The sequence below is a fragment of the Actinoallomurus acaciae genome (genome assembly GCF_042429965.1).
GTDB lineage: Bacteria > Actinomycetota > Actinomycetes > Streptosporangiales > Streptosporangiaceae > Actinoallomurus > Actinoallomurus acaciae.
This window is the reverse complement of sequence record NZ_JBHLZP010000250.1, coordinates 1-11883: the sequence shown is the minus strand read 5'-3', so window position 1 is coordinate 11883 and position 11883 is coordinate 1. Positions and strand designations below refer to the sequence as shown.

At 72.2% G+C, this 11883-nt stretch carries 12 protein-coding genes; 6 read left to right on the top strand and 6 right to left on the bottom strand.

Annotated features, from left to right (window positions below; translation table 11 throughout):
* The coding region (locus ACFFNX_RS28370) for a hypothetical protein (RefSeq protein WP_378208654.1) at positions 1–386 on the bottom strand (386 nt) is incomplete at its 3' end.
* Positions 387–600: 214 nt separating this feature from the next.
* On the bottom strand, positions 601–1191 hold the full coding sequence (locus ACFFNX_RS28365; RefSeq protein ID WP_378208652.1) for a TetR/AcrR family transcriptional regulator: 591 nt from the start codon (positions 1189–1191) through the stop codon (positions 601–603).
* Between the two features lie 113 nt (positions 1192–1304).
* Between ACFFNX_RS28365 and ACFFNX_RS28360 the strand changes: the two genes are divergently transcribed.
* The 3 genes from ACFFNX_RS28360 to rph all read left to right on the top strand — a co-directional run bounded on the left by ACFFNX_RS28360 (position 1305) and on the right by rph (position 5976).
* Positions 1305–2234: an SDR family oxidoreductase gene (locus ACFFNX_RS28360; protein ID WP_378208650.1), complete on the top strand. Its 930-nt coding sequence runs from the start codon at positions 1305–1307 to the stop codon at positions 2232–2234.
* Positions 2235–2685: 451 nt separating this feature from the next.
* On the top strand, positions 2686–2976 hold the full coding sequence (locus ACFFNX_RS28355; RefSeq protein ID WP_378208648.1) for a hypothetical protein: 291 nt from the start codon (positions 2686–2688) through the stop codon (positions 2974–2976).
* A 408-nt stretch (positions 2977–3384) separates the two neighbouring features.
* Positions 3385–5976, top strand: coding sequence for a rifamycin-inactivating phosphotransferase (rph, locus tag ACFFNX_RS28350; RefSeq protein WP_446678529.1), 2592 nt, complete (start codon positions 3385–3387; stop codon positions 5974–5976).
* 24 nt (positions 5977–6000) lie between these two features.
* Here rph and ACFFNX_RS28345 read toward each other — a convergent pair whose 3' ends face one another.
* Positions 6001–6609: a helix-turn-helix domain-containing protein gene (locus tag ACFFNX_RS28345; protein ID WP_378208644.1), complete on the bottom strand. Its 609-nt coding sequence runs from the start codon at positions 6607–6609 to the stop codon at positions 6001–6003.
* Between the two features lie 86 nt (positions 6610–6695).
* Here ACFFNX_RS28345 and ACFFNX_RS28340 point away from each other — a divergent pair, with 86 nt between their 5' ends.
* The gene (locus ACFFNX_RS28340) at positions 6696–7322 is read left to right on the top strand and encodes a class I SAM-dependent methyltransferase (RefSeq protein ID WP_378208642.1); all 627 of its coding nucleotides are present in this window, start codon (positions 6696–6698) and stop codon (positions 7320–7322) included.
* A 262-nt stretch (positions 7323–7584) separates the two neighbouring features.
* On the opposite strand, the gene ACFFNX_RS28335 is transcribed toward ACFFNX_RS28340, so the two are convergent.
* Positions 7585–8850, bottom strand: coding sequence for a hypothetical protein (locus tag ACFFNX_RS28335; RefSeq protein WP_378208640.1), 1266 nt, complete (start codon positions 8848–8850; stop codon positions 7585–7587).
* Positions 8851–9178: 328 nt separating this feature from the next.
* Between ACFFNX_RS28335 and ACFFNX_RS28330 the strand changes: the two genes are divergently transcribed.
* The gene (locus ACFFNX_RS28330) at positions 9179–9517 is read left to right on the top strand and encodes an ArsR/SmtB family transcription factor (protein WP_378208638.1); all 339 of its coding nucleotides are present in this window, start codon (positions 9179–9181) and stop codon (positions 9515–9517) included.
* Positions 9518–9541: 24 nt separating this feature from the next.
* Here the strand turns inward: ACFFNX_RS28330 and ACFFNX_RS28325 are convergent, their stop codons facing one another.
* Both ACFFNX_RS28325 and ACFFNX_RS28320 read right to left on the bottom strand, forming a co-directional pair.
* Entirely contained in the window at positions 9542–9754 is a 213-nt protein-coding gene (locus tag ACFFNX_RS28325; protein WP_378208636.1) for a hypothetical protein, read from the bottom strand.
* The gene (locus ACFFNX_RS28320; protein ID WP_378208634.1) at positions 9754–10821 is read right to left on the bottom strand and encodes a lysine 2,3-aminomutase; all 1068 of its coding nucleotides are present in this window, start codon (positions 10819–10821) and stop codon (positions 9754–9756) included. Before ACFFNX_RS28320 ends, ACFFNX_RS28325 begins: the two co-directional genes overlap by 1 nt.
* Positions 10822–11229: 408 nt before the next feature.
* Between ACFFNX_RS28320 and ACFFNX_RS28315 the strand changes: the two genes are divergently transcribed.
* Complete coding sequence (locus ACFFNX_RS28315) at positions 11230–11727, top strand: NADH-quinone oxidoreductase subunit B family protein (RefSeq protein ID WP_378208632.1); 498 nt, start codon at positions 11230–11232, stop codon at positions 11725–11727.
* Positions 11728–11883 lie beyond the last annotated feature (156 nt).

Below are 11883 nucleotides of genomic sequence, written 5' to 3'. Positions count from 1 at the left end.
CCGGCCCGATGCCGGGGCGCCGGCAGCCCGGCCCTGCGGCCGAAGGCACGCAACGCGCCGTCCCCGCCCCAGGCGCCGGGGGCGCGAAGGAGCATCCGGTCCTCGCCGTCGAGCACCACCAAACCCTGGCGCGGACCGCCCCGGCCGCGCCCGATGAAATAGGTGCCCAGGGCCTTCACCGACGACCGGGGAATCGCCACCCGCCGCCGTCCGAAGCCGTGGCCGACGAGAAGATCGCCCTCGACGCGGAGCCGTACGGGCTCTCGGCCCAGCAGGTCGCGCGCGGGTCTGCTCGGGCGCAGCTCGGCAGGGCCGTCGCTCGGCGAGCCGCCGCCGTCGACCGGAGCGGGTCCGCGACGCCTCTTCTTCGGCCGCTGTCGGCTCACCGCGGCATGCTATCCCGCCCGGTGTTCCCCCTGATGGCCGGTGCGGTGCGGACAGAGGACAGAGGTCATCCGTGGGCCGAAGCCGACCCCGGCGTGGCCGATGCGCGGAACCGGCACCGGGCGGGAGGCCGCCAACGCGTTCCGACGACGTGGGCCGTCTCACCAGCGCACGCCTCGCCGTCGACGGCGACGGTCTGGTGCGGCTCGCCGTGTGTCACCGGCGCGCGTCCGGCGGTCGTCGCTCGTGTTCGAGGGTGGCGAGGAAGCTCTCGGCCGCGTCCTGGACGCGGTCTCGGTCGCCGGTGGCGAGCAGGTCGAGCAGCAGTCCGCGGATGGTCGCGATCACGAGTGTGGCCGTACGGGTCGCGGTCGCCGGGTCGGTGCCGGGTCCCTGCGCCTCGCGCAGGGCGTTCATCCAGTCGGCGATGACCCGGTCGAGGAACCCCGCGAACTGCTCCGGCGCCTGGAGCGCGCGCCCGTACACCGCGAAGAACAGCCTGAACTCCGCTCCCCGCCGCGGGTCGGAGGTCCGCCTCCAGACCGCGCGCGCCGCCGTGGCCAGGTCGGGCTGGTCGCCGAGCGTCTCGCTGGTGGCCGCGAAGATGCGTTCCCGCAGGCGCCCGAGGATGGCCACGAGCATCTGCTCCTTGGTGCCGAAGCGATGGACCAACGACGTGGTCGAGACCCCGAGGGCGGCGGCGACGGGCCGCCACGACAGGTCGGAGAACCCGTGCTCGACCGTGTAGTCGACCACCGCGTCGAGCAGCTCCGCCCGCCGCTGATGGTCGACGGGCCGCCCCGCCATCGCCGCCTCCCGGAGTTCGTCTTGACATTTATAGTACGACCGTACAAAGAATAGCGATAGGCATCAAGGGGCGCCCGTCCGGTGGGCGCCCCGGTCAACCCTGGGGGTTACTCATGCGCGTCTTCGTCACGGGAGCGTCGGGCTGGATCGGTCGCGGGCTCGTCCCCGAGCTGATCGCCGCCGGCCACACGGTCACCGGGCTCGCCCGCTCCGACACCGCGGCCCGGGCCCTGCGCGCCGCGGGGGCCGAGGTCGGCCGGGGATCGCTCGACGACCTCGACGTCCTGCGCGACTCCGCCACCGCGGCCGACGGCGTCATCCACCTGGCGTTCAAGCACGACATCGCCTTCACCGGCGACTTCGCCGGGGCGGCCGCCGCCGACCGCGCGGCGATCGAGGCCTTCGGCGAGGCTCTGGCCGGCACGGGCAAGCCGTTCGTCATCGCCTCGGGCATCCTCGGCGTGCTCGGCCTCCCGCCCGGAGTCGTCGCCACCGAACGCGACGGGCTGGCCGCCGGGGATCGCGACGTCCCGATCGGCGGCGCCAACGCGCGGATCGCCAACGCCCACCGCACACAGGCCCTCGCCGACCACGGAGTCCGCTCCTCGGTCGTACGGATCCCGCCGGCCACCCACGGCGACGGCGACAACGGGTTCATCCCGACCGCGATCGGCTTCGCTCGTGAGAAGGGCGCCGCGGCCTACGTCGGCGACGGCGCCAACCGCTGGCCCGCGGTCCACCGCGACGACGCCGCGCGCCTGTTCCGCCTCGCCCTCGAGTCCGCGCCACCCGGGTCGGTGCTGCACGCGGTCGGCGACGAGGGCGTCCCGATCCGCGAGGTCGCCGAGATCTTCGCCGCGCAGCTCGGCGTCCCCGCCGTCTCCGTCACCCCCGAACAGGCCGGGGAGTACGTCGGCTGGCTCGGCCGCTTCTGGGCGTTCGACGGCCCCGCCTCGGCCCACATCACCCGCGACCTGCTCGGATGGCAGCCGACCCGCCCGGGACTGATCGCCGACCTCAAGGAGGGCCACTACTTCGCCTGACCCCGGGACGGCCGTTTCCGCCCCGGGCCGATCGGCCGGGAGTTCACCGCATCCCTTCGTTGACGCCCGAGGGCGGTGCGTCGTGGCAGGACCCGTCCGCGACGATCAGGTACGCCCGTCGCCGTCGAAGCCGGACCAGCCCACGCTGGAGGCGCCGAGGTAGTGCCGGCGGACACGTCGGAGCCGGTCTCGTGGTGCGGTCGGGCTTGTTCCCCCGGCAGGCGTCCGAGTACGACGCGTTCCAGGCGATCCACGTCGACCCGTCCAGCGTGGAGCCGTCGAAGTCGTCCTGCCAGGTGGCCGACCAGTGTCCCGGGGGAGCGGTTCGGCGCCCGCCGGTCTCGGAGGTCGCACCCGCCAGGGCGCCGACGCAACCGGCGGCACGGAGGGTTCCACCGCATTCGGCGGCCCTTTCACGTGAGCCGGGTCCGCTCGCCTGGTCGGGTGTCCCGTGACCGACCGCATCGGATACGGGCTGGACGCCCCAGACGGCGGGGCCGGTGACGTCGAACAGGGGCCCGCAGCCGAACCGGGCAAGTGCGGGCGCGCGGCCGATCCGGTCGGCGACCAGGGCGCCCGCTCATCATCCGGGACGCGACGGACGGCGCCCGCACCCGGCTTCCAGCAGCGCACCGGCATCGTCCGCGACATTCTCACCACCCGTGGCCCGCTCACCGAGGCGGGCAAGGGTGATCGTCACGCTGCGCCAGTGGGGCGAACGCCACGCCTTCGAGGCAGATGAGACGCACCAGCGCTGGTCGACGACCGCGTGCCCGACCTTCTGCCCTCTTTGCCGATGCCATTGCGACAGACGTCTGCGGAGAATTCAGCAATGGACGACTCGAAAACGATCTCAGGGCCGACTTAACGCCGCTCGGCGCCGTCGGCGTGTGTGATCTTGAATCTGGAGCCGGGGCACCGCGCGAGCGTGCTGCTCAGCGACAGCGACCGGGCTCGGGAAACGCTCCGTCGGACAAGGAGACGGAGCGTCGCCGGGAATCGCGTTGGTCGGCGGGCGGGCTGCGTACCACTCCCTGCCACTTTCAGTTTATATCAGACTCGCGTGCCTCATGAGGCGCCAAAAAATGTCCCATAATTGCCGCCGTTGCGAACGGACTCGACGAACGATGGAGCAACGGAATTGGGCTATGTGCTGGGTTTCGAGCAAATCGACTCGACGAATGTCGCGGACGTCGGCGGAAAGGGGACGCACCTGGGCGAGCTCTCGCGAGTCGATGGCATCCGCGTGCCGGCCGGATTCTGCGTCACGACGAACGCCTTCCAGCAGGTCGTGGCGCCGTCGCTCGACGCCCGGCTCGGCCTGCTGTCGCGCGTGGAACCGGACGACCGCGCGGCGATCCGCACGCTGAGCGCCGAGGTCCGCCGCGTCGTCGAGGGCGTCACGATGCCCGACGATCTCGTGGCGGCGATCGGCGAATCGCTGGCCCGGCTCGGGGAGCACGCCTCGTACGCGGTGCGTTCCAGTGCGACGGCCGAGGACCTGCCGACCGCGTCCTTCGCCGGCCAGCAGGACTCGTACCTGAACATCGTGGGTCCGGCGGCGATCCTCCGGCACGTCCGGCGGTGCTGGGCCTCGCTGTTCACCGAGCGGGCGGTGACCTACCGGCGCCGTAACGGCTTCGACCACCGGAAGGTGCGGATGGCCGTGGTCGTGCAGCGGATGGTGTTCCCGGACGCGGCCGGGATGCTGTTCACCGCGGACCCCGTGACCTCGAACCGGAAGATCGCCACCGTGGAGGCCGGTTGGGGGCTCGGCGAGGCGCTCGTCTCCGGTCTGGTCGCCGGGGACGTCTACACGGTGCGCGACGACCAGGTCGTCACCACAGCGGTCGCCGCCAAGCCGCGGTTCGTCCAGGCGTCGCCGGGAGGCGGCACCCGGGACGCGCCGATCGAGCCGGAGCAGCAGACGCAGCCGGCCCTGACGGAGGCGCAGGTCGTGCGTCTGGTGCGGCTGGGGCGGCGAATCGAGGCGCACTTCGGCCGGCCCCAGGACATCGAATGGTGCCTGGCCGGCGACGACTTCCACATCGTCCAGAGTCGGCCGATCACCACCCTGTTCCCCATCCCCACGGCCGATGACCGGGAGAACCACGTCTACGTCTCCGTCGGTCACCAGCAGATGATGACCGATGCGATGAAGCCGCTGGGGCTCTCCCTGTGGCAGTCGACGACCGCACGGCCGATGCACGAGGCGGGCGGCCGGTTGTTCGTCGACGTGACCCCCGTCCTGGCGACGCCCGCGGGTCGTACGAGGCTCCTCGAGACGCTGGGGAGGTCCGACCCGCTGGTCCGGGACGCGCTGCAGGCCGTCCTCGACCGCGACGGCTTCCTCCGCTCGCTTCCAGGCGATGGCCCCGACGCTGTACGTGCCGGTGACTCACCCGCCCCGATCGAGACCGATCCGGCCGTCGTCACTCAGCTGATCCGGCACGGTCAGGCGTCCGTCGCCACCCTGCGGCGCAAGATCCAGGATCTGTCCGGGCCGGCGCTGCTCGACTTCATCCTGGCCGACCTCGCGGAGCTGAGGCGCATCCTGGTCGATCCACGGAGCAGCCAGGTGATCATGGCGGCGATGGAGGCGGCCTGGTGGCTCAACGACCACCTGGAGGCGTGGCTGGGCGAGAGGAACGCGGCCGATGTGCTCACGCAGTCCGTCCCGCACAACGTCACGTCGGAGATGGGGCTGGCGCTCCTCGACGTCGCGGACACGATCCGGCCGCACGCGGACGTCGTGGCGTTCCTGCACCGGGTCGTGGACGAAGGCCGGGAGGGCGACGGCTTCCTGCACGAACTGGCCGGGCTGCCCGGCGGGCGGGAGGCACGTGATGCCATCCGGGGCTACCTCGACGAGTACGGCATGCGCTGCGCGGGCGAGATCGACATCACCAGGACGCGCTGGAGCGAGCAGCCCGCCACCCTCGTGCCGGCCATCCTCGGCAACATCAAGAACTTCGAGCCGGGCGCCGGCAAGCGACGCTTCGTACGAGGACGCCGACAGGCACGGCGGAAGGAACAGGAACTGCTGACGCGCCTGCGCGCCCTACCCGGCGGGGAGCGGAAGGCCGAGGAGACCAAGCGGATGATCGACCGCGTCCGCGCCTTCGCCGGATACCGCGAGTACCCCAAGTACGGCATGGTCAGCCGCTACTTCGTCTACAAGCAGGCGTTGCTGCGGGAGGCCGATCGCCTCGTCCGGTCCGGCATCCTGCGGGAGAGAGAGGACATCTTCTTCCTCCGGCTCCAGGAGCTGCGAGAGGTCGTGCGAACGGGCGACGTGGACGCCGAACTCATCCGGGAAAGGCGGGAGGCGTTCCGATCGCATGAGGCGCTCACCCCGCCCCGGGTCCTCACCTCGGACGGCGAGGCCATCACCAGCCGGTACCGGCGTGACGACGCCCCGCCCGGCGCGCTGGCCGGCCTTCCCGTCTCGGCCGGGACCGTCGAGGGCCGTGCCCGTGTCGTCATGGACATGGCGCGGGCCGACCTGGAGGCGGGCGACATCCTGGTCACCGCCCACACCGACCCGAGCTGGAGCCCCCTGTTCGTCGCCGTCGCCGGACTGGTGACGGAGGTGGGCGGCCTCATGACGCACGGGGCGGTGATCGCGCGGGAGTACGGCCTGCCGGCCGTCGTGGGTGTGGAGCAGGCCACCCGGCTGATCCGGGACGGGCAGCGGATCCGCGTTCACGGAACCGACGGGTACGTCCAGATCCTCACCTGAGCCGTCGCGGCGGACTCGCCGGGTTCACCGCCGGTTTCCGGCCTGAGACGACCGATGAGGGTCGGTGCGTACGTGCGCCCGCACTCCTTGCAGGCCGAACAGGACGAGAAGCTCGACCACGCCGCCATCGGCGGTGCCCAGCCAGTGCGGCATGGACGTGTCGAACTCGGCCGCCTCACCGGGCGGCAACACCAGGTCGCGCTCGCCGACCACGAGACGCAGGCGGCCGCTGAGCACGTAGAGCCATTCGAAGCCTTCGTGCGTCTGCGGGGTCGGTTCGAGCGGTTCCGGCCGGGCGGGGATGATCATCTTGAACGCGTGCACCCCGCCCGGCCGCCGGGACAGGGGCACGAAGGTCATCCCGAACCGTCTGATCGGCTTGAGGTGGATCCGGGGGTCGCCGGTGCGCGGGGCACCGACGAGGTCGTCCAGCGGGACGTCGTAGGTACGAGCCAGCGGCAGCAGCAATTCCAGGGTCGCCCGGCGCCGCCCGCTCTCCAGCCGGGACAGGGTGCTCTCCGACACACCGGTCGTCGCCGCGAGATCGGCGAGGGTGATGCCGCGGTCACGACGTAGCGCACGAAGCCGCGGCCCCACCGCGTCGAGCACGTCGTCGTCCGTCGTGCGATCCACGCGGCCATCTTGCCAGAACCGCAAGATTTCGTGCCAGCGCGCGGCGTGCCCGGCGAGACTGACCGCACACCGACAGAGGAGTCCTGATGAGCACCACTGATGCGGTCACGTTCTGGGACGGCGTCCACGCGGCCCGGCCGGCGGCCGACGATCCGCGGCCGAATGTTCGGCTCACCGAGGTGGTCACGGGCCTGCCGCCCGGCGACGCCCTGGACCTCGGATGCGGCAACGGCGGCGACGCGCTGTGGCTCGCCGGCCAGGGGTGGCACGTCACCGCCGTCGACATCTCGGCCGTGGCGGTCGAACGGCTCGCCGCCCTCGCCCGTTCATCCGGCCTGGACGACCGGGTCACCACCGCGCGGCACGACCTGCACGGGTCGTTCCCGCAGGGCCGATTCGACCTGATCTGCGCCCACTACCTGCACACCCCCTTCGACCTGGACCGGGCGACCGTCCTGCGCTCCGCCGCGCACGCGCTGCGCCCGGGCGGGCGGCTGCTGGTCGTCGACCACGGCTCGACCGCGCCGTGGTCGTGGAACCAGGATCCCGACGTCCGGTTCCCGAGCCCGCACGAGGTCGCCGCGGGTATCGATCTGCCCGCGGCGACATGGACGGTCGAGCGGGCCGACACGCCCCGCCGCATCGCGACGGGACCGGGCGGGCGCTCCGCCGAGGTCACCGACCACGTGCTCCTCATCCGCCGCACCGCCTGACCCGGCGCCCACCGCCGACCGGCACCACGCGCCGCGACACCCCGGACCGGAGGCGACGAGACCGAGACCCTGCGCGGGTTCCTCGACCACCTGCGGACCTCGATCGCCGCGAAGGTCGACGGCGCACCCGAACCGCGGGCGCGTACTGATCGACGGCGCGACCGGGCGCTGACTCCGAGTACGAGACGAGTCGGCCGCTCAGGCGCCGCCGTCCACCGCCGATGCTCACGAAGACGTTCCGTCACCCGGTCGTCGCCTCGGTTCAGAAGAGTGTGGTGGATATGGCGTGGTGCTCGCCGTCGTAGCCGGTGATCGCGATCGGGGGCCGGTCGTCACCCGGGGCCGGTACGAGGACGAGCCGGCCGTGGTGTTCGCGGGCGGATGGGGGACCGGCGATCTCGATGCGGTCGATGTGCTCGTTGCCGACGGCCGCGTAGTACCAGCGACCCGAGGGCGCCTGCCACTGGGCTCCGACGATCGCGAGGGCCCCGTCGGGGGCGCCCTCGCCGGCGTATCGTGTTCCGGCGACGCCGCCGGACTGCTTGCCGGCCACGGTGAAGAGCCCGAAGGTGTCGGTGCCGTCCTCGCGGCTTTGGACCTCGGCGACCTCCGCCGCGGCGTCTTCGCCGCCGTGGGGCAACCGGCCGTGCCAGACCTGCCAGACGTTGATGTGCCCGGCGCTGAACATGGCCGGGCTCTCATGGCAGGCCGCACCCTTGACCGCCTGCCACTGCCGCGGTGTGCTCACCGGCTCGGTCACACCGTCGCGGGTCTGATCGGACAACAGTGCCACGTCGGGGATGGCGACCTTGGGGTCTTTCACCGCTACGGTCGACACGAAGGTCCGCTCCACCGGGCCGCTCGCCCATCGCTCACCGGCCTGCAGGGCGATCCCACGGCATGCGACGTCGTGCGCATCGGCCAGGGCGATCGGAGCGGTCACCCCGCCGCGGACCCTCAGGGGCCGCGGCGCGGGCTGAGGGGCGGACAGCTCGGCGACCCGGACGTTCGTCAGCCACGGTGGGAGCAGGTACCGGACCCCTCGTGCGGTGCCGATCAGCCCGATCACCTCGGGGGCGAACCCACCGGCGTCGTCCAGTTGGACCGCGGTGAGGGAATGGGCGCCGTTCCCCGGGTCCTCGACGTACCGGGCCAGCCCGCGTGAGTCGAGGTCGTCGCTCTCGTCCCTCATCACCACGACGCGCCGGTCCTCGATGTCGCCGGCGAAGAGCACCGTGACCTCGCCCCTGGGCCCGCTCTGGCCTTCGTCCGGCTGCCGCCACGCCCCTGCCGCGCGTCTGATCAGCCCCCGGTCGCCGCGCCGGTTCCCGGTCGTGGGCCACTGCGTCAGCGCCGGTTCGGAGACCGTACGCCATTCCCGCGCGCCCACCAGTCGGGGATCTGTGCCCCTAGCGGCCGAGTCGTACACCCACACGCCACCCGCGATCGCGGCCGACAACACCAGCACACCGGCGATCAGCACCAGATGGGGGCGGCTCGGCCGCCGTGCCCGGTCTCCATCCGCCATCGCGCCTCCCCGGAACAGCGTCCGACGGAGCATGATGGCATGTTTCGCGGTACGCCGGACACGACGGACCACTCCGCGCCGGCGGCTCGTCACCTGTGGTCGTGGAAGGTCATCTGCCGGGTCTCGCCGATCTTCCGTCGGCGGGTGCCGAGGCGCTTCCGGCAGCGGCGGCGAGGCCCGGGGACCGGGGCGGCCCGGCAGCCGGGTTGCTAAGATTAGCAATTGCTGAGGTCGGCGAGGATTCTTGAGGTTGGTCGTCTCTACCGAGGTGGGGGCCTGGCCGGCTGCGGGATACGGTGTTGGTATCCACGATAGGGAGGGTGCCGCGGTGAGCAGGCCGCTGTACCAGTTGAAGGCGGAGTTCTTCAAGACGCTGGGGCATCCGGCCCGGATCCGGGTGCTGGAGTTGCTGAGCGAACGCGAGCACGCGGTGTCGGAGATGCTGCCGCAGGTCGGGATCGAGCCGGCGCACCTGTCGCAGCAGCTGGCGGTGTTGCGCCGCGCGAACCTGGTGGTGTCCCGCAAGGAGGGCTCCACGGTCTATTACTCGCTGACCAGCCCGCACGTCGCGGAGTTGCTGGCGGTGGCGCGCCAGATCCTCACCGGGGTGTTGTCCGGGCAGGCGGAGCTGCTGGAGGACCTGCGCGCCTCGGCGGGCGGCACCTGACGTCACGGCGCCGCCCCCATGCGGCTATGGCGTCTGAGCAGTGGGCTGGTGGGCGAACCGGGAGTCGAACGCGGGCTCGAGGTCGGTGAGCCAGACCGCGCCGGGATCGAAGGTGGCGAAGAACGGCTCGCCGATCAGGTCCGGGTCGCGGGCGTGGGTGAAGCGCAGCACGAACACCTTCCGGGTGCCGATGTCGGCGACCCCGTCGACGCATACGGTGCCCGTGTCCGTCGGCATCACCGGCCCGCGGACGGTGCGGCCGAGACCGGCGACGCCGGCGTATCGTGCGCCCGCGCGAGCGGCACCGCGAAGCGATGTCCGGTGCCGGTGAGGCGTTCGACGGTCATGGCGTAGGGCACCATCCCCATGCGGATCTGCGTACGCCACAGGGACGCCCAGGCGTCGGCGTCGTCGTTGACCGATCCGATCAACGACCCGCGGGTGCGGACCATCGCGCCGGTGCCGCGGATCCGGTCCACGGCCCCGGCGACCGGGGCCGGGCACAGCTGGCGCGGATGGGAGAAGGCCGCCATGAGCGTGAGGGCCCGGCCCGAGGCGGTGACCTGTTCGAACAGCCGCAGCGTGTCATCGGCGTCGGGATCGGTGAGGAGGCGGTACGGCCAGCACGCCAGCGCCGAGCTGTCGATCTGCACCGACTCCAGTTGCTCCAGCGCCAGCAGGGGTTCGACGAGGCGGCGCAGCGCCGGCGCGCCCAGGGCCAGCGGGTCTGCTCCGGCGAGCCGTACGCCGCTCACCTCGGGATGAGCGACGAGGTGATCGATCAGCTGCCGAACGTCTGAGGCGGCCATCACCCGGCCGGGCCCGGCGGGCCATCGGGTCAGGTCCGGCCAGAAAGCGTCATCGGGCTCCGGATCCGGTCGCCGGGAGGGGATGACCAGCACCCGATCGTGGTCGGTGCGGTACGCGCCCGGCAGGATCCGCTCCCCGCGATGGGGGGAGTGATCGGCGTGGAGACCGGCCCGTACCTGCCGCGCCGTGTCGGCGATCCGCTCCGCGGGCGCGTCCTGGCGGAACAGATCGGTGATGCGCGTGACGTCGGCGGCCGGCAGCATGTTCTCGTCGGGGAAGACGAGCCGGTAGATCGGGTCGTCGGGCGCGTCGGACCAGTCGATGAGTTCGTCGGTGACGTAGCCGGTGGTGTGAAAGCCGAGCACCGCGGCGACCGCCCGGATCCGCAGGCGCTGTTCGGGCGCCAGGCCGGCGCGGGTGGTGTGCTCCTCCAGGTCCGCCGTGGTGACGGCGCGGAAAGCGGGGGGCCCGGACTCGGGCGCGGAGTACTGCACGGGGTGTCCTTCCTGGTGGGCGATGCCGTCGGGCCGGTGATCAGAAGTGGTGTTGTCGTGGCTCTGAGCTGCACACGGGCGGCCATCGGCCACGGCCGGCGTCGGCCTCGCCCGGGACGCCGTGGAGCCGTACCGCCGCGACCCCGCGATGGGCCGGGTGTGGGATGTGCAGGCCCATCGTCCCTCCCGAATGTCCGTGTGACCCCGGCCGCGCCCCCGGCCCCGGGCATGGATGCGCTGTTGCTAAAGTTAGCAACTGCCGATGTGCGTATGCGCTGTTACGGGGACGTATCGGCGTGTGGTCACGGAGGTTCGCGGGCATCGCACGGGCCCTTCCCGAGGCGCCGTGGGTGCCCTCATCCGCGCCTGGAGCAGTGATCCGAGGCGTGTGGGCGGCAGCGAGTGATGGTGGGTGAAATCCGGATGGGCCTGATCGGCAAGATCTGGGACACGGGGCGGGTCGCCGAGGCCGCCCCGCCCGTACCCGAACGCGCCAAGGGCGAGGCGGTCGCGCGTGTGTCCGGATCGGTGCAGGTCCGGCACGTGGACGCCGGGTCGTGCAACGGGTGTGAGGTCGAGATCGGGCAGGCGTTCTCCCCGGTGTACGACGCCGAGCGGTACGGGGTCCGGTTGGTGGCCTCGCCCCGTCATGCGGACGCGCTGGTGGTGACCGGCCCGGTCACCCACAACATGGCCGATGCGTTGCGCAAGACCTACGAGGCGGCGCCGCGTCCGTGCCTGGTGGTGGCCCTGGGCGACTGCGCCCGTGACTGCGGCATGTTCGCCGGCGGGTACGGGGTGGCCGGACCGGTCTCCGACTTCGTGCCGGTGGACGTGCAGGTGCCGGGTTGCCCGCCGCCTCCCGAGGCGATCGTGGCCGCGCTGCGCGGGCTGTCGGGCCGATGACGACATCGAAGGTGCCTGGGTGAACCCGATCGCAGCCGGGCTCGGCACCGCCCTGACCGCGTCGGGCGTCTCCGGGCTGGCCGCGGTCGTACTGCCGTCGCGGTGGCGCGCCGTCGCGGTCGGGCTCACCTCGCGGTCTCCCGGACGAAGGCGGCG

Bases quoted from the DNA above. Each gene is read 5' to 3' on its own strand.
- ACFFNX_RS28365 (WP_378208652.1), bottom strand. From the start codon at position 1,191: ATGGCGGGGCGGCCCGTCGACCATCAGCGGCGGGCGGAGCTGCTCGAC.
- ACFFNX_RS28360 (WP_378208650.1), top strand. From the start codon at position 1,305: ATGCGCGTCTTCGTCACGGGAGCGTCGGGCTGGATCGGTCGCGGGCTC.
- ACFFNX_RS28340 (WP_378208642.1), top strand. From the start codon at position 6,696: ATGAGCACCACTGATGCGGTCACGTTCTGGGACGGCGTCCACGCGGCC.
- ACFFNX_RS28335 (WP_378208640.1), bottom strand. From the start codon at position 8,850: ATGGCGGATGGAGACCGGGCACGGCGGCCGAGCCGCCCCCATCTGGTG.
- ACFFNX_RS28325 (WP_378208636.1), bottom strand. From the start codon at position 9,754: ATGCCGACGGACACGGGCACCGTATGCGTCGACGGGGTCGCCGACATC.